Source organism: Streptomyces sennicomposti, from assembly GCF_019890635.1.
GTDB classification, from domain to species: Bacteria; Actinomycetota; Actinomycetes; order Streptomycetales; family Streptomycetaceae; genus Streptomyces; species Streptomyces sennicomposti.
This window is the reverse complement of the sequence record NZ_JAIOAB010000009.1, coordinates 142190-158192: the sequence shown is the minus strand read 5'-3', so window position 1 is coordinate 158192 and position 16003 is coordinate 142190. Positions and strand designations below refer to the sequence as shown.

Here is a 16003-nt window from a genome sequence, read left to right as displayed (position 1 = left end):
ACCCGCCCCCCCCGACATCCACCCCGGGGAACCCCTCTCTTCCCCCCCACGCCCCTCTCCCTCCGGGGCCCCCCCCCCCGGGTGCTTCAACCGCCCCCGCCGCACCGCGTGCGTCATACGCTCCCGCCGAACCACCCGGGGCGTACGGTCCCGCCGCCCCGCCCGGGGCCTGCGGCGGCGCCGTGCCGCGCGGGGCGCGCGTGCCGTGCCGCGCCGCCGAGCCGTGCGGGTCGTACGGCGCCGGGGCGTACGGCTCGCCGGCGGCGTCGTACGCCTCCGTGCCGTAGCGGTCGGCGCCGGACTCGCGCTCGGGGCGCAGCGCGGTCACGCCGTGGCCCTGCCCACCACCGGGGCGAGCCCCGCCGACCTCGCCACGGCCTGCTGGTCGCCGCACTCCGCCAGCCAGTTGGCCAGCATCCGGTGCCCGTGCTCGGTCAGCACCGACTCGGGGTGGAACTGCACGCCCTCCACGGGGAGTTCACGGTGACGCAGGCCCATGACGATGCCGTCGTGGGTGCGGGCCGTGACCTCCAGCTCGGCCGGGACGGTGGCCGGCTCGGCGGCCAGCGAGTGGTAGCGGGTCGCCGTGAAGGGGGAGGGCAGTCCGGCGAAGACGCCCTTGCCCTCGTGCTCGACCGGCGAGGTCTTGCCGTGCAGCAGCTCGGGCGCGCGGTCCACCACGCCGCCGTAGGCCACCTGCATCGACTGCATGCCGAGGCAGACGCCGAAGACCGGGACGCCGGTGGCCGCGCAGTGCCGGACCATGTCGACGCACACCCCGGCCTGCTCGGGCGTGCCCGGCCCGGGCGAGAGCAGCACGCCGTCGAAGCCGTCCTGGGCGTGCGCCGTCGACACCTCGTCGTTGCGCAGCACCTCGCACTCGGCGCCGAGCTGGTACAGGTACTGGACCAGGTTGAAGACGAAGCTGTCGTAGTTGTCGACGACGAGAATCCGCGCACTCACTGGTTGTCCACCGTCACATCGTTGAAGGGAAGCAGCGGCTCGGCCCACGGGAAGACGTACTGGAACAGGACGTAGACCACGGCCAGGACCAGCACCAGTGAGACCAGCGCCTTCGCCCACGCGTTACCCGGCAGATGCCGCCAGATCCAGCCGTACATGCCGTCCCTTCCCGTCTTGCCACGGCACCGGATTCACGCCGTACCGGACCAGACTAGCGGCGCGGGGTCCTCTGTTTCCCGGCCTGTGGACAACGGCTACCCCACGGGCTGGGCGTAGTGCAGGTCGACGGTGCCCGAGTAACCGGGAAGGGTGACGGCGCCGTCCTCGGTGACCTTCCAGCCGAGGCCGTAGACGTTGACGTACACCATGTAGTTCTGGATCGCCGGGGAGTCGGCGAGCGCCTTCTTCAGCCGGTCCGGGTCGCCGACCGCCGTGATCTTGTACGGCGGGGAGTAGACGCGGCCCTGGAGGATCAGGGTGTTGCCGACGCAGCGCACGGCGCTGGTGGAGATCAGCCGCTGGTCCATGACCTTGATGCCCTGGGCGCCGCCGTTCCACAGGGCGTTGACCACGGCCTGGAGGTCCTGCTGGTGGATGACGAGGTAGTCGGGCTGCGGCTCGGGATAGCCGGGCAGCTTGGCGGTGGCGTCGGGCGGGGCGTCGTTCAGCGTGACGGTGACGGCCTCGCCCTTGACCGGCTGGGTGCCCGCCGCCTTCTCCAGGCCGGACAGCCTGCGGTCCTGGGCGCCGCTGCTGCCGTCGTCGCTCTCGGCCAGGGCCTCGACGTCGTCGCGCAGGGCGGCGTTGGACTCGTCCAGCTCCTTGTTCTTGCGGCTGCGCTCCTGGATCAGGTCGGACAGCTTCAGCAGGGAGGTGTCCGTGCGGATGTTGGTGCCCTTGGCCGTGTCGAAGCTGGTGAAGAAGATCAGCCCGGCCAGCGCGAAGACGGCCACGGTGAGGATCCGCACGGGCGGGAAGCGGCGCGCGGGGGCCGGGCCGGTGCCCGTACCGGTACCGGTGTCCGTCCCGGGGGAGTCGGCGGAATTGCTCAACGTACCCTTATCTCCTTCAGCGCCGCGGAAGCACTACGCTAACGGACGCCCGGGGGAGTGCCCGTTTCCCCTTGTAGTCCCCTCGCAGTGCCCCTGTACGCTGCCCCGGAGCCAGTCCAGTTCCCTGCGCGGCCACGCAGCGCATCGACAGGAGAGACCCTCGTGCCGAAGTCACGTATCCGCAAGAAGGCCGACTACACGCCGCCGCCGGCGAAGCAGGCGGCGGTCATCAAGCTGGAGAACCGCGGCTGGGTGGCGCCGGTCATGCTGGCGATGTTCGTCATCGGCCTGGCGTGGATCGTCGTCTTCTACGTGACCGACGGGACGCTGCCCATCGACTCGCTGGACAACTGGAACATCGTGGTCGGTTTCGGTTTCATCGCCGCCGGCTTCGCCGTCTCCACCCAGTGGAAGTAGCGGTCCGCACGCCCGGGAGCCACCGCTGCGGACCGGTGAAGCAGCAGGTCACAGCGGGTGGAGCGAGGATGTCCGCCCGGCCGTGACGGCAGCTCTGCCCACGGCTGTTCGCTGAGTTATCCACAGGTTGCTCGAATTTCCACACGAGGCCTGGGGAAAACTCCGACGATCTGTGGATAACCAGTCCGCCATTGACGCCGGTACGACTGTCGCACCGCCATTCGGCAACCTGTTCGCCCCCTGCCTGACCTGCACAAACCAAGGTCACGGCAGGGGGCACAGCTGTTCCCGCACACTGTGCACAAGATCCGGCACACACTGTGGACAAGAGTGTGCACCGAGCGGCCGGCAGCCGGGTCGGCCCAGCCGCCCCGTGTCGGCAGCCGGGTCAGCCCAGCTGGCCCGTTCTGATCACGGTCATGACGACCGCGGCGGCCAGCACCACCGCACAGGTGCCGTACTGGATCAGCGAGCGCCGCTCGCGCGGGGCGTGGACCATCGCGTAGCCCACCACCACACCGGCCACCAGGCCGCCGATGTGGGCCTGCCAGGCGATGCTGCCCCAGCCGAAGGTGATGATCAGGTTGATCACCAGCAGGGCGATGACGGGCCGCATGTCGTAGCGGAGCCGGCGCATCAGCACGGCGGTCGCGCCGAACAGGCCGAAGATCGCGCCGGACGCGCCGAGCGAGGGCTGGTTCGGGGCGGCGAGCAGATAGGTGAGGGCGCTGCCGGCCAGCCCGGAGACGAAGTAGAGCGCCAGATAGCGGGCGCGGCCGAGCGCCGCCTCCAGCGGGCCGCCGATCCACCACAGGCTGAGCATGTTGAACAGGATGTGGAAGTAGTTGGCGTGCAGGAACATCGCGGTGATCAGCCGGTACCACTGGCCCTGCGCGACGCCCTCCACCGAGTTGAACTGTGGAACGTAGGCCTGGCCGAGGAGGCTGAAGCGGTCGGTGAAGGCGTCGCCCACCGACAGCTGGACCAGGAAGAAGGCCAGGTTGAGGCCGATCAGCACCTTGGTGACCAGCCGCGGGTCGGCCGCCACCGAGCCGCCGGCGAGGGTGCGCGGCCGGGCGGCCGCGGGCGCGGCGCCCGTGCCCTGGCCGCTGCGCGCGCACTGCGGGCACTGGAAGCCGACGGAGGCGTCGACCATGCACTCGGGGCAGATCGGCCGCTCGCAGCGGGTGCAGCGGATGCCGGTCTCGCGGTCCGGGTGGCGGTAGCAGGTGGGCAGGGACTGGCCGCCGTGCGGCGCCGGGTCCGCCGGGCCGCGGCCGGCCGGGCCGTGGTCCGCCGGGCCCTGCGGGCTGCCTGGTGCCTGGTCCATCGGGTCCCCTCGGGTCGGTCTGCGTCGTGGGCGGTGCGGGTCCGCGCCGCGTGCCGCGGCAACGCACCGCCCCGCTCATCCTTACGGACGAGCGGGGCGTTTGGTTCCCTCGTGCCGTACCCGCGGGTTACGGCACGGCGGTGCCCGGAGCTTGCCGGCTCAGATCTTCTTGACCTCGGGCAGGTCGCCCTTGATGACGACCGACTCGATGACGACGTCCTGGACCGGGCGGTCGGTGCGCGGGTTGGTCTGGGTGGCCGCGATGGCGTCCACGACCTTCTGGCCGGCCGCGTCGGCGACCTCGCCGAAGATGGTGTGCTTGCGGGTCAGCCACGCCGTCGGGGCGACGGTGATGAAGAACTGCGAGCCGTTGGTGCCCGGGCCCGCGTTGGCCATCGCCAGCAGGTACGGCTTGTTGAAGGCGAGGTCCGGGTGGAACTCGTCCTCGAACTGGTAGCCGGGGCCGCCGGTGCCGTTGCCCAGCGGGTCGCCGCCCTGGATCATGAAGCCGCTGATCACCCGGTGGAAGACCGTGCCGTCGTACAGCTTCGCCGTGGTCTTCTCGCCGGTGGCGGGGTGGACCCACTCCCGCTCGCCCGTGGCGAGTTCCACGAAGTTGCGGACCGTCTTGGGGGCGTGGTTCGGCAGGAGCCGGACCTCGATGTCGCCGTGGTTGGTCTTCAGGGTGGCGTGGAGCTGCTCAGCCACGATCTGCCTTCCGTTGTCCTCCTGTAACCCCCCGATCCTCGCACGACGGCCGCCGCGCGTCGTGCGAGGACCTCCTCAGGTGGCGCATCCGCCGGAATCGGTTGCGCGGATGCGGGCGAGTCTCCTCGGGTCGGGAGCGCGGCGCGGCGATCCGTGGCATTGTCGGGGACAAGCTCCCGTTGCCCTGTTTTCATCCGCTATAGCACCGCGATACAGCACGGCCGGGTTCCCGGGCACAGCGCCGCCGGGTCCCCGCGCGTGACCCGGATGCCCGGACGCACATGCCTCCGGGCCCGCTGACAGGCATGATCCGTAAAAGGGTGGAAAGTCGAATTACCGTACGCCACCGAGGAGGAGGAACCCGTGACCCGCATCGACAGCGTGCGCGCCGCGACCGGCTCGGCGAAGGACAGCGTGCTGCACGCCGCGGAAGTGGTGGCGCCCTACGCCGACACGGCCAAGGAGAGGGCCGCGCAGTACGCGCACGAGGCCCGCGTACGGCTCGCGCCGAAAGTGTCCCTCGCCGCCGACCAGGCCCGCGTCCAGTACGGCGCCCATGTCGCACCCCGCCTGGAACAGGCCCGCGCCTACGTCCCGCCCAAGGTCGACCAGGCCGCCCAGGAGGCCGCCGAGCGGACGCGCCGGGCCGCCCGGCAGGCCGCCGAGTACTCCAGGCCGCGGATCGAGCAGGCCAGGGCCGCGGCCGCTCCGGTCGCCGACGAGGCCGCGGCGCGCGGCGCCGCCGCGCTGGTCGCGCTGCGCGGCCAGGTGCCGGCGGACAAGATCCAGAAGCTGGCCCGCAAGCAGTGCCGGCGGTCCCGGGCCGGCCGGGTCGTGAAGGTGTTCGCCGTGGCGGGCGTGCTCGCCGGCGGCGCGTTCGCCGCCTGGAAGTGGTGGGACAAGCAGGCCAACCCCGACTGGCTGGTGGAGCCGCCGGCCCCGACCGAGGCGCCCGAGCCCGGCGGCCGGCTGACCGCGGTCGACGGCACCGGCGAGCCGGTGCTGGACCCTGAGGTCGAGGCGAAGGCAGCCGAGGACGAGGCCGGCCGCGACGAGCGCGGCTGACGGACGAGTTCGGCCGGCGGACGAGTTCGGCCGGCGGACGCGCAGCGCCGGCGTCCACCGGCGCGATCCGGCCGCACACCGGCCGCCCGCAGGACGGTGAGGCCCGGGGACCCGAGGGTCCCCGGGCCTCACCGCTGTCCGCTCCGACGCAGCCCACGCCCCCTCCCGCGGAGCCCAACGGGCCTTTTTCCACAGGGCTCTGACACCGCGTCGACCGTGTGTGATGCTCTGCCCATGACTGAATCACGTGGTGACTGGCGCGACCGGCTGCAGACCGACCGGCCGCATTCGGCGCGGGTGTGGAACTACCTGCTCGGCGGCAAGGACCACTACCCGGTGGACAGCGAGACCGGCGACCTGATCCTGCGCGCCTTCCCCGAGATCGCCGCGATCGCCCGGCAGCAGCGCGCCTTCCTGCGGCGCTCGGTCCGCTTCCTGGCCGAGGAGGCGGGCGTGCGCCAGTTCCTGGACATCGGCACCGGCCTGCCCACCGCCGACAACACCCACGAGGTGGCCCAGCGCATCGCCCCCGACAGCCGCGTCGTCTACGTGGACAACGACCCCATCGTGCTGGCGCACGCCGAGGTCCTGATGCGCTCGACCCCCGAGGGCGCGTGCGCCTACCTGGACGCCGACGTACGGGACACGGACCGCATCCTGACGCGGGCCGCCGCCACCCTGGACTTCACCCGGCCGGTCGGTCTCGTCCTGCTCGGCATCATCGGCCAGCTCTCCGACGACGAGGACCCCGCGCGCGTGGTGCGCGACCTGATCGCCGCCCTGCCCCGGGGCAGCTACGTGGCCCTCAGCGACGGCACCGACACCAGCGAGACCCTGAAGACCGCGATCGCCGCCTACAACGGCCAGTCGGCCAACTCCTACCACCTGCGCCCGGCCAAGCAGATCGAGTCCTTCCTGGACGGCCTGCGCCTCCTGGAGCCCGGCCTCGTCAAGACGGGCCACTGGCGCCCGGACCGGCAGGCCGCCGCGACGGCCCCGGAGGAGGGGTACGCGGTCTGCGCCGTGGGGATCAAGGAGTAGCGGCGGGCGGCGCCGCGGGCGGAGGGCGGGCGTACCCCGGCACGCCCGGTCTCCGTCAGGCGCGCAGCCCTTCGAGGACCACGTGGCGCAACTCCCCGTACCGCTCGGTGAGATCGGCGCGGCGGGCCAGGACGTCGGAGATGTGCTGCATGCCGAAGAACGCCGCGACGAGCACCCGGGCCGCGCCGCGCGGGGTGATGCCCGGCCGCAGCTCACCGGCCTCGTCGATCGCCTCGACGAGACCGGTCAGATAGTCCTCCCAGCCCACATAGGGCTTGGGCAGGTCGCCGTTGATGAGGGACCGCTCGACCTGCAGCCGCGCACCGGCCTGGACCACGATGTCGTCGCGGAACGCGCGGGTCACCCGGTCCAGAACGGTCACCAGCGTCTCGTAGGGCGGGAGCCGGCGCACCGTCACCTCCTCGAGGATCGCCGGCCAGCGGGCGTAGTGCTCCTGGACGACGGCGACGGCCAGTTCCTCCTTGTTCTTGTAGTGGAAGTACACCGCCCCCTTGGTCATCGACGCCCGTTCGGCGACGTCCTGCAGCGTCACCGTGGCGTAGCCGCGCTCGGCGAAGAGTTCGGCGGCCACCCGGAGGATCTGGGCCCTCGTCCGCCGCGCCCGCTCCTGCTTCGGTTCGCTTCGCTTGCCTGTCGTTGTCATCGCGCCTCCTTGGCTCACCTCTTGGCAATATACCTTCCCGAAGGTATATTCTTCGCCGCCGGGAGGCGAGAATTCGACCTCCCCGCGCGCCAGCACGCTCATCTCTTGGGGGGATTTGAGAATGTCTGCCAGCACGCTGCGGTCCACACCGTCACCGGTCGAGCAGAACCGGACCGCACTCACCTTCGACCGTACGGTGCCGCGCCAGCTGGTCCACCGTGCGTCCGTGGCCGAGGTCTTCCTGACCGACGGCACCCGGATCGCCGCCGACCGCTTCCTGGTCGGCGCCCAGTGGCCCCGCCGGCACGTGCTCTACCGCCCGGACCGGTCCGGCCGCCACGACTTCATGCTGCTCGCCGAGACCGTCCGGCAGGCCGGGATCTTCCTGATCCACCGCTTCCACGACGTCCCGCTGGGCCACCACTTCGTCTTCAGGTCGCTCGACCTGCGCATCGACGACCTCGACTCCCTGCGCGTGGGCGCCACGCCGCTCGGCGCGGTCCTCGACATCACGGTCACGGCCTCCGGCGACACGGCGCGCCGGCTCGACGCCCGCCTCGACGTCACCGTCGAGGTGGACGGGCGGCCCTGTGCGTACGGTTCGGTCTCCGTCGTCGTGCTCGACGCACGGGGATACGACATCGTCCGGCGCCGCGGCCGGGACCTCACGGCCGCGGCGCCCGCCGACACCGCGGCGCCCTCGACCGCGCCGGCCGTCGCCGGCCGCCAGGACGCCGACGTGCTGCTGCGCAGCGTGGACGGCGCCGGCCCCGACACCTGGCTGCTGCACGTGGACCCCCGGCACCCCGGGTACTTCGAGCATCCGTCGGACCACGTGCCGGGCATGGTGCTGCTGGAGGCGTTCCGCCAGGCGGGGCATCTGGCCGCGGCCCGCGACTGCGTACTGGCCTCCCTGGAGGCCAGGTTCCGGGCCTTCGGCGAACTGTGCCGGCCGATCGTGATCCGTTCGGCCGCACGCCCCGACGGCCCGCTGCACCTGACCGCCCACCAGGGCGAGCGCACGCTGGCCGAGGCCGACGCCCTCTTCGTGCGTGCCTGACGGCCATGGACCTGCAACGTCTGCGCGCCTTTCGCGAGGTCGCCCGGGAGCTGAGCTTCACCCGGGCGGCACGGAACCTGCACTACTCGCAGCCCACCGTGACCGCCCAGATCAAGGGCCTGGAGGAGTCCGTCGGCACGCCGCTGTTCGTGCGCCGCGGCAACCGGGCCATCGAACTCACCGCGGCGGGCGCCCGGCTGCGCCCCTACGCCGATCAGATCCTCGACCTGGTCGAGGCCGCCCGCTCGGAGTTGCTCACGCGGAGGTGACGGCGCCTCCGTCCCCGGACGCCCGGTCTCCCGCGCACCCGGTTCCCAGCGCGGTCCCCTGTACCCGCAGGGCCTCACAAAGGTTTCCCCTGTCATGACGATCGACCCTCCCAGAGCCGCGTTCTTCGACGTCGACGAGACGCTCATCACCGGCAAGAGCATGCTGAGCTTCCTCGCCTTCCACTGGGCCCGCGAGGGCCGCACCGCGTCGTCCACCGCGTCCGCCCATGCCTCGCTCGGCCACCAGATCCGCTCCGGAGTGCCCCGCGAGCAGGTCAACCGCGCCTACTACCGGCTGTTGCGCGGCAGCCGCGAGGCCGACCTGGCGGAGAGCGGCCGCCTCTGGTTCGCCCGGGAACACCGGCGCGGCCTCTTCCACCCGCCGGTCCTCGAAGCCCTGCGGCGGCATTCTCGTTCCGGCGACCTCACGGTCCTGGTCTCGGGTTCCTTCGGCGCCTGTCTCGCCCCGATCAGCCAGGCCGTCGGCGCCGACCTCGTCATCTGCACGATCCCCGAGGTCGCGGGCGGCACCCTCACCGGCGAGCTGACCGGACGCCCGATGATCGGCCGGGCCAAGGCGCAGGAGGCGCGGCGCGTCATGGCCGCCTTCGGGCTGCGCCCCGAGCGCTGCCACGCCTACGGCGACGACGCCAGCGACCTGGCGCTCCTGCGGAGCGTCGGCAACCCGGTGGTCGTGGGCGGCGATCCGGCCCTGACGGAACACGCGGCCCGCGCGAACTGGACGCGGCTGCCCGGCCCCGCTCTGAACGGTCTGCTGGGCAGCCCGCCGTGACGCACCCACGCCCCGGCGCCCGGCGGCTCAGTCGCCCAGCACCGGCACCACCACGTCCCACATCTCCCTGACCTGTTCCTCCATCCCGCCTGCCCGGTCCGCCGCGGTCCAGCGGTTCGAACAGGCCCCCATCAACAGCGCCACCACGAACCGGGCGAGCAGGCCCGGTTCGTGGTCCGCGCCGATCCGCCCCTCCCGCCGGCCCTCGTCGATCAGCGCTTCCAGGTGCCGCCGGAGTGCGCCGAAGGGCGCCGGGTCCCGCTGGTCCCCCAGCGCCGCGTCCCTGGTGAGCCGCAGCCCCGCGGCGAACTGCACATCGTCGTCCACCCTCCTGGCCAGCTCGATGACGAGCCGGCGCGGGGAGGCGCCCGACGACGCCAGCACTTCCCCCCACGCCCGCTCGAACCGCCGCTCCAGTTCCTCGGCCAGCTCGGCCTTGGACGTGAAATGGCCGTAGAGCGCGCCCTTGGTGAGCCGGGCGCGGGCGACGACGTCGGACAGGTTCGTGCCCGAGAAGCCGTGCCGGACGAACTCGGCCGCCGCCGAATCCATGAGCAGTTCGTGTGTGTGCCGCGCTCTGGTCTGCTTCACGTTCCCGTCCTCGTCTCCGGCCTGCGTCCTCAAGAAAATACCTTCCCGACTGAATCTTTTTATACCGTTCACCGTCGTTCAGGAAAGGCAGCCATGATCTCGGCCCTCGCGACACCGCCTCTCGCCCCCGGTGCCGTCACCGCTCTCGCCGCCCGGCACGCCCGCACCTCCGAGGTGGCCTCCCGCCTGCACCCGGAGGTGGCGGCCGCGCTGCCCGCGACCGGCTTCGCCCGCCACTTCGTGCCGAGCCGCTGGGGCGGCCGGGCCGGCGGTTTCGCGGAACTGGTGAGCGCCGTGGCCGCCGTCGGGCAGGGCTGCGCGTCCACCGCCTGGTGCTGCGCCCTGCTGGCCGCGCACGCCCGGCTCGCCGCCCATCTGCCCGCGCGGGCCCAGGCGGAGCTGTGGTCGGACTCCCCCGACACGGCCATCGCGGCGGCCGTCGTGCCACCCTCCGGACGGCTCACCCCGGTCCCCGGCGGCTGGCGGCTGACCGGCCGCTGGTCCTGGGCGAGCGGCGTCGAGCACGCCGACTGGGTGCTGCTCGCCTGCCTCGACGAGCGGCCGGACCAGCCCCCCGCCTACCGCGTCCTCCTGCTCCCGCGCCAGGACGTCCGCGTCCTGCGCACCTGGGACAGCGTCGGCCTGCGCGCCACCGGCAGCCACACGGTCGCCGTCGAGGACGCCTTCGTGCCGGAGCACCGCTCCTGCCTGCGGGACGTCCTGCTGACGGGCGTGCCGGAGGCGGACGCGGCGCCCTGTCACCGGGTGCCGTACACCCTGGTCGCGCCGCTGCTGTTCTGCGCCCCCGCGCTCGGCGCGGCCCGCGGCGCTCTCGACGCCTGGACCGCGCTCGTCCGGGAACGCGGCACGAGCGACGACAGCGGCGTCCGGCACACCCTGGCCCGCTGCTCGGCCGACATCGACGCGGCGGCGCTGCTGCTGGAGGCGGCGGCAGCGCGGGCGGACCGGGCGGCGCTCACGCCGCCGGCCGCCTTCGAGCCGGAGGCCGCGGCCCGCAACGGACGGGACGCCTCGGTCGCGGTCGATCTCCTGACCGCGGCGGTGGGGCAGTTGTTCCGCACGGCAGGCATGCGCGCGCTGGCCCCGGAGAGCCCGTTGCAGCGCGCCTGGCGCGACATCCACGTGGTGGGCGCCCATGCGTCCCTGCGCCCGGACCCGGCCGCCGCGGCGTACGCGGCCACGGCGTTGCGGGCGTAGGGTCCGCCGCCCGGTGCGGGCCGCGGCACAGGGGGGAGCGCACCGGCGCGGCGAGCCGAGCCGGTGCGTCGAACCGGTGCGTCGAACCGGTGCCTCGAACCGGCGCCTCGAACCGGTGAGCCGGGCCGATGAGCCGGACTCGGGAGCCGAGCCGATGAGCCGGGCTCAGGAGCCCGGCCGGCCCGCGGGCCGGTGGTCGGCGCCGGGGCCGTCCCGTGCGGGCGGCCGAGGGGCGAGCGGCGAGGTGAGGGGCGCGGCCGTCGGCCGCGCCCCTCACCCGTGCGCCGAAGCCGCCCCTCGCCCTGCGCCGAAGTCCTCCGCCCCAGGGCCGTTCGCGCACCGGAGCGCGGCGTTCGACGGCAGCACCGCCGGCGGGTCCGGGTCGGGGAAGTACCCGCCGGAGAAGTACGTATCCCCTTGTCCGGGGCGTGCTCCGGGGGACGGGCCGCTGCTCCGGCGCGGGCGTCGCCGAGCCGCTGTCATCAGGATCCCCGATAGTATTTGATACCTTCGCAAAGGTTTTGTTTTATGAGGGCATGACCGAACCCACCAGCTCCACTCCCCCCTCCGGGGAGAACGCGCCGGCGCCCCTCCCCGGGCGCCACGGGGCGGGCAGGACACCGCTGGCCGATGCCGTGCTCGCGGCGGCGCGCCGGGACATCGCCTCCTTCCACGCCCTTCCTCTGTCGCACGGCCGGTCGATCCGCGACTCCCGGATCCGGGAGTCCTACGAGAGCCTGTTCGGCGCGGCCCAGCTCGCCGCCGACGTGTCCTACAGCGGGACGATGCTGGACTCGTTCTTCCGCCCCCGCGGTCCGCTGCGCGAGGCCCAGCGGCTGGCCGCCCGCGGCTTCGGCGCCGACGCGACGTACTTCCTGTCCACCGGCACCAGTACCGCCAACCGGGTCGCCCTGACGGCGCTGACCCGTCCGGGCGGCCGGGTGCTCGCCGACCGCAGCTGCCACCAGTCCGTGCACTTCGCGCTCGGCGGGCTCGGCGTGGAGGTCGTCTACGCGCCCATGCAGAGGTGCTGTGCCGACTGCCCGCGCACCTTCGGAGACCTGCCCCGGCTGCTGGAGACGTTCCGGGAAGCGGTGGCGGAGGGCCGGCCGTACGACACCGTCGTGCTGTCCGCCGTGTCGTACGACGGTGTCCGCTACGACCTGCCGACGGTGCTGGCCGAGCTGGCCGCCGCCCACCCCGGGGTCCGGGTCCTGGTGGACGAGGCGTGGGGCGCGGTGCACCGCTTCCATCCCCGGCTGCGGCCGCTGACCGCGCTGCACGCGGTGGAGAGGCTGCGCCGCACCGCGTCGGCGCCGCCCCTGACGGTGGCCGTGACGCACTCGGCGCACAAGTCGATGTCGGCGCTGCGGCAGGGCTCGTACCTGCATCTGGCCGGCGAGGGCGAGGCCCGGGAGCGCGTCGCCCAGGCGCTGTTCCAGCATCACACCACCTCGCCCAGCTGGCCGGTGCTGGCCAGCCTGGACCTGGCCCGCCTGCAGGCGGAGACCGAGGGCGAGCAGTTGCTGGAGCGGTCGCTGCACCTCGCCCAGACCCTGCGCACCGAACTCGGCACCGACCCGCGGCTGTCGGCGTACCGCACGCTGGGCGCGGAGGGCCACCTGACCGATCCGGCGCTCCTGGTGAGCGACGACCCGACCCGGGTGCTGGTCGACATCGGCGCCCTGGGCATCACCGCCGCCGAGTTCCGGCGGGTCCTCTTCGACGAGTACGCCCTCTACGTGGCCCGCGAGAGCGGCGACGCGGTGCTCTTCCACCTCCACATCGGGGTGGACGAGGCCACCCTGCTGCGGCTGCTGGACGCGCTGCGGACCATCCAGCGCACCTGCCGCACCACGTCGGCGGCCCTGACGCCGGGCGCCTCGGACCACTTCATCATCGCGTACCCGCCGGGCATCCCGATCGCCGTGCCGGGGGAGCGCGTCTGCGACCGCACCCTCGGCGAGATCGACGCCCTGCGCTCCGACGGCTGCGAGATCTACACGCTGCACCAGCCCGGTGTCTCCACCGCCGCCGTCCCCGTTCCCTCGGGACCCCCCGTCTCCGCGGCGGTCCCCGGCGTTTCCGCACTCCCCGCTGTTCCCGCTGTTCCCGCAGGAAGGAAGTGACCGTAAATGATCAAGCTCGCGGACATCCGTAAGCACGCCGAGCGCCGCCCGGGACACGTCGCCCTGGTCGACGGCGAGGTCCGGCTGACCTGGGCCAGCCTCGCCGACAAGGTGGCCCGGGTGGCGACCGCCGTCGAGGAACGGCTGCCCGGCATACGCCCGGCCCGCGCGGTGTTCGTCGCCGAGAACAGCTGGGAGCTGGTCGTCGCCATGGCGGCGGTCTCCTCGCTCGGCATCCCGTGCGTCGGACTCGACTACACCGCCGGGCCCGAGGCCACCGCCGGCGCCCTGGAGCAGTTGCGGCCGACCGTGGTCATCAGCACCTCCGCCCAGCGCGCCGTGCTCACCGAGGCCGGCTGGCCCGACGGCCGGGACGTCCTCGACATCCGGCTGGACAGCGACCCGCCGAAGAACGCGCCGGGCGTCGCCTTCACCGACCTGCTCCTGTCGGAGCCGGGCGAACCCCGGCCGGTGGAGCAGCCGTTCGAGGCGTTCTCCTTCACCTCCGGCACCAGCGGCATCCCCAAGCTGGTGATCCGCCGGTCCTCCTTCGAGGCGCGCCGGTTCGCCGACCTGGTGGACCAGTACTCCTTCGACGAGGACGACGTCCACCTGGTGACGGTCCCGCTGTACCACGCCTCGGGTCCCGGCTGGGCGCGCATCTTCCTGTCCCTGGGCGGCACGGTCGTCCTCGGCCCGTACGACGACACGGCGGCCCTGATCCGGCTGATCCAGCAGGAGGGCGTGTCCACCACGCTCATGGTCCCGCCGGTCCTCAAGCGGGTCGTCGCCCACCCCGCCTCCGAGCACCTGCACAAGACCTCGCGGCTGCACTTCGTGCTCTCCGGCGGGCGGCACCTGAACCGCTGGGTCGTGAACAACGCCTGGGACCGCCTGGGACCGGTCCTGCACCTCTACTACGGCACCACCGAGACCGGTGTGAACGTCATGATCGGCCCCGAGGAACTGCATGTGGCGCCCTGCCGCTCCGGCCGCCCGATGCCGGGCAACACCATCGCCGTGCTCGACCCGGAGAACCGTCCGGTGCCCAAGGGCGTACGCGGCCGGGTGGCGATCGCCAGCTACCAGCTGATGGACGCCTACGCCACCGCCGAACCGGAGTTCCTCGACCTCGAGTACGGCGGCCGGGTCCAGCGCTTCCTGCTCACCGGCGACAGCGGCTTCATCGACGAGGCCGGCCGGCTCGAACTCACCGGCCGCAACGACGGCGTCTCCAAGGCGGCCGAGGGCAAGCCGCTCGACGTCAACATCTTCGGCCTCGAGAACGACCTGATGGACCTGCCCTGCGTCCGCGAGACCGCCGTCCTGCGCACCAAGCTCCAGGACACCGGGGAGGACGTGCTGATCGTGCCGTTCGCCCCGGTCTCCCCCGAGCGGCTGGAGAGCGGCAGGCGTGCCGTCGCCGCCGCCTGCACCCGTCGGGTGCCGTGCCTGCCCGCGTACGTGGTCCCGGTGGAGGCCATCCCGTACAGCCCGACCGGCAAGGTGCGGGCGGCGCGGCTGCTGGAGACGGTGCTGCCCCTCGTCCGCGCCGAGGCAGCGACCCGCCGCTCCGGCCTCGTCCCCGCCTGACCCGACCGGCCACCTCCGGCCCTCGGTCCCCCCACTCGACAGGAAGAGTCATGAACGATCAGAAGAACTACAGCCGCGGCCTGCTGCTGTGCCTGCTGGCCACGGTGTCCTGGGGAGCGATGTTCCCCCTCATGGACGTGACCCTGAAGCACATCGACCCCTTCACCTTCACCTGCCTGCGCTACGCGATCGCCGGCGCGATGTTCCTGGTGTTCCTCAAGCTGCGCGAGGGCACGGCCGGATTCAGGCTGAAGGGCGAACGGATCGGTCTGGCCTGGCTGTTCGGAACGGCCGGCTTCGCGGGCTTCCAGTTCCTGGTGTTCTTCGGCCAGGACCTCATCGGCGCCCGGGGCGCCCTGAACGCCTCGATCATGATGGCGACCATGCCCATGATGGGCTTCCTGGTCAACTGGGTGCTGCGCAAGGTCGTCCCGCCGAAGGGCGCGCTCGCCTTCATCGCCATGTCCTTCGTCGGCGTCATCCTCGTCGTCTCCGACGGCAGCCTCAGCACGCTCCTCGCCCACCCCTCGGACTTCGGCCCCGACGCCCTGCTGCTGTTCGCCGCGCTGTGCTGGGTGATCTACACGTCCGGCGCGACGTTCTTCCCGACCTGGTCCCCGATCAAGTACACCGCGATCACCACGGTGCTCGGCCTGGCCAGCGCCGCCGTCATCACGGCCGTCATCCTGGCCGCCGGCGGCGTCCCCGTCCCGAGCGGCCACGACGTGACCGCGGTCCTGCCCGAGCTGGCCTACATGAGCGTCATCGCCGGGTTCGTGGGCGTCCTCGGCTGGAACTTCGGCAACAAGTACCTCGGCCCGCTCAACGGCGTCCTGTTCATGGACGTCGTCCCGATCACGGCGTTCGTCATCTCGGCCCTGACCGGCGTGATCCCCGCGGGCATGCAGATCGTGGGCGCCTCGCTGACCGCCCTCGCCCTGGTCCTCAACAACCTGTACCTGCGCCGCGTCGCCCAGCGCACGGCCGCCGCGCAGGCGGCGCAGGCCGCGCAGGCCGCGGCGAAGCCGGTCGCGACCGCGCCGGGCGCCGGAGAGGCGCAGCCCGCCGCGGTGGCGTCCGGACGCTGACACGGTGGGGCGTCCGGCCGCT

The 16003-nt window shown here is 72.8% G+C and carries 16 protein-coding genes and 1 pseudogene; 10 read left to right on the top strand and 7 right to left on the bottom strand.

Annotated elements, in window-relative coordinates:
• Positions 1-324 precede the first annotated feature (324 nt).
• The 3 genes and pseudogenes from K7787_RS08465 to K7787_RS08455 all read right to left on the bottom strand — a co-directional run bounded on the left by K7787_RS08465 (position 325) and on the right by K7787_RS08455 (position 2015).
• Positions 325-963, bottom strand: a complete 639-nt coding sequence (locus K7787_RS08465; RefSeq protein WP_019981282.1) for an aminodeoxychorismate/anthranilate synthase component II — start codon at positions 961-963, stop codon at positions 325-327.
• Positions 960-1158, bottom strand: a pseudogene (locus K7787_RS08460) (hypothetical protein). Before K7787_RS08460 ends, K7787_RS08465 begins: the two are co-directional and overlap by 4 nt.
• Before the next feature lie 59 nt (positions 1159-1217).
• Positions 1218-2015, bottom strand: a complete 798-nt coding sequence (locus K7787_RS08455; protein ID WP_009189609.1) for a DUF881 domain-containing protein — start codon at positions 2013-2015, stop codon at positions 1218-1220.
• A 162-nt stretch (positions 2016-2177) separates the two neighbouring features.
• Here K7787_RS08455 and crgA point away from each other — a divergent pair, with 162 nt between their 5' ends.
• Complete coding sequence (gene crgA / locus K7787_RS08450; protein WP_009189608.1) at positions 2178-2432, top strand: cell division protein CrgA; 255 nt, start codon at positions 2178-2180, stop codon at positions 2430-2432.
• Between the two features lie 388 nt (positions 2433-2820).
• Here crgA and K7787_RS08445 read toward each other — a convergent pair whose 3' ends face one another.
• Together K7787_RS08445 and K7787_RS08440 are read right to left on the bottom strand one after the other, a co-directional pair.
• Positions 2821-3762, bottom strand: coding sequence for a rhomboid family intramembrane serine protease (locus tag K7787_RS08445; RefSeq protein ID WP_169438319.1), 942 nt, complete (start codon positions 3760-3762; stop codon positions 2821-2823).
• A 159-nt stretch (positions 3763-3921) separates the two neighbouring features.
• Positions 3922-4470, bottom strand: coding sequence for a peptidylprolyl isomerase (locus K7787_RS08440; protein ID WP_169438318.1), 549 nt, complete (start codon positions 4468-4470; stop codon positions 3922-3924).
• Between the two features lie 363 nt (positions 4471-4833).
• Here K7787_RS08440 and K7787_RS08435 point away from each other — a divergent pair, with 363 nt between their 5' ends.
• Together K7787_RS08435 and K7787_RS08430 are read left to right on the top strand one after the other, a co-directional pair.
• Positions 4834-5535 (top strand): DUF5324 family protein, encoded by a 702-nt coding sequence (locus tag K7787_RS08435; protein WP_223000985.1) that lies wholly within the window; start codon positions 4834-4836, stop codon positions 5533-5535.
• A 234-nt stretch (positions 5536-5769) separates the two neighbouring features.
• The gene (locus tag K7787_RS08430; protein WP_009189604.1) at positions 5770-6576 is read left to right on the top strand and encodes an SAM-dependent methyltransferase; all 807 of its coding nucleotides are present in this window, start codon (positions 5770-5772) and stop codon (positions 6574-6576) included.
• Positions 6577-6631: 55 nt separating this feature from the next.
• Here K7787_RS08430 and K7787_RS08425 read toward each other — a convergent pair whose 3' ends face one another.
• Positions 6632-7240, bottom strand: a complete 609-nt coding sequence (locus tag K7787_RS08425) for a ScbR family autoregulator-binding transcription factor (RefSeq protein ID WP_027757943.1) — start codon at positions 7238-7240, stop codon at positions 6632-6634.
• Positions 7241-7361: 121 nt separating this feature from the next.
• Between K7787_RS08425 and K7787_RS08420 the strand changes: the two genes are divergently transcribed.
• The 3 genes from K7787_RS08420 (at position 7362) to K7787_RS08410 (ending at position 9362) form a co-directional block, all read left to right on the top strand.
• Positions 7362-8300, top strand: a complete 939-nt coding sequence (locus tag K7787_RS08420; protein ID WP_223000984.1) for a ScbA/BarX family gamma-butyrolactone biosynthesis protein — start codon at positions 7362-7364, stop codon at positions 8298-8300.
• A gap of 5 nt (positions 8301-8305) precedes the next feature.
• Positions 8306-8569, top strand: coding sequence for a LysR family transcriptional regulator (locus K7787_RS08415; protein ID WP_019981290.1), 264 nt, complete (start codon positions 8306-8308; stop codon positions 8567-8569).
• 94 nt (positions 8570-8663) lie between these two features.
• Positions 8664-9362: an HAD family hydrolase gene (locus K7787_RS08410; RefSeq protein WP_169438315.1), complete on the top strand. Its 699-nt coding sequence runs from the start codon at positions 8664-8666 to the stop codon at positions 9360-9362.
• A gap of 27 nt (positions 9363-9389) precedes the next feature.
• Here K7787_RS08410 and K7787_RS08405 read toward each other — a convergent pair whose 3' ends face one another.
• On the bottom strand, positions 9390-9953 hold the full coding sequence (locus tag K7787_RS08405) for a TetR family transcriptional regulator (RefSeq protein WP_308036310.1): 564 nt from the start codon (positions 9951-9953) through the stop codon (positions 9390-9392).
• Positions 9954-10046: 93 nt separating this feature from the next.
• On the opposite strand from K7787_RS08405, the gene K7787_RS08400 reads away from it, so the two are divergent.
• The 4 genes from K7787_RS08400 to K7787_RS08385 all read left to right on the top strand — a co-directional run bounded on the left by K7787_RS08400 (position 10047) and on the right by K7787_RS08385 (position 15981).
• Positions 10047-11171, top strand: coding sequence for an acyl-CoA dehydrogenase family protein (locus tag K7787_RS08400; RefSeq protein ID WP_223000983.1), 1125 nt, complete (start codon positions 10047-10049; stop codon positions 11169-11171).
• A 536-nt stretch (positions 11172-11707) separates the two neighbouring features.
• A complete protein-coding gene (locus K7787_RS08395; protein ID WP_233359604.1) occupies positions 11708-13300 on the top strand; it encodes an aminotransferase class I/II-fold pyridoxal phosphate-dependent enzyme in 1593 nt (530 codons plus the stop codon).
• 6 nt (positions 13301-13306) lie between these two features.
• Positions 13307-14893, top strand: a complete 1587-nt coding sequence (locus tag K7787_RS08390) for a class I adenylate-forming enzyme family protein (protein WP_169438313.1) — start codon at positions 13307-13309, stop codon at positions 14891-14893.
• A 50-nt stretch (positions 14894-14943) separates the two neighbouring features.
• The gene (locus K7787_RS08385; RefSeq protein WP_019981296.1) at positions 14944-15981 is read left to right on the top strand and encodes a DMT family transporter; all 1038 of its coding nucleotides are present in this window, start codon (positions 14944-14946) and stop codon (positions 15979-15981) included.
• Positions 15982-16003: the final 22 nt, after the last annotated feature.

Coding starts and splice junctions, on each gene's coding strand:
- K7787_RS08430 (WP_009189604.1), top strand. CDS start 5,770: ATGACTGAATCACGTGGTGACTGGCGCGACCGGCTGCAGACCGACCGG.
- K7787_RS08425 (WP_027757943.1), bottom strand. CDS start 7,240: ATGACAACGACAGGCAAGCGAAGCGAACCGAAGCAGGAGCGGGCGCGG.
- K7787_RS08415 (WP_019981290.1), top strand. CDS start 8,306: ATGGACCTGCAACGTCTGCGCGCCTTTCGCGAGGTCGCCCGGGAGCTG.
- K7787_RS08390 (WP_169438313.1), top strand. CDS start 13,307: ATGATCAAGCTCGCGGACATCCGTAAGCACGCCGAGCGCCGCCCGGGA.
- K7787_RS08410 (WP_169438315.1), top strand. CDS start 8,664: ATGACGATCGACCCTCCCAGAGCCGCGTTCTTCGACGTCGACGAGACG.
- K7787_RS08400 (WP_223000983.1), top strand. CDS start 10,047: ATGATCTCGGCCCTCGCGACACCGCCTCTCGCCCCCGGTGCCGTCACC.
- K7787_RS08420 (WP_223000984.1), top strand. CDS start 7,362: ATGTCTGCCAGCACGCTGCGGTCCACACCGTCACCGGTCGAGCAGAAC.
- K7787_RS08445 (WP_169438319.1), bottom strand. CDS start 3,762: ATGGACCAGGCACCAGGCAGCCCGCAGGGCCCGGCGGACCACGGCCCG.
- K7787_RS08385 (WP_019981296.1), top strand. CDS start 14,944: ATGAACGATCAGAAGAACTACAGCCGCGGCCTGCTGCTGTGCCTGCTG.
- K7787_RS08395 (WP_233359604.1), top strand. CDS start 11,708: ATGACCGAACCCACCAGCTCCACTCCCCCCTCCGGGGAGAACGCGCCG.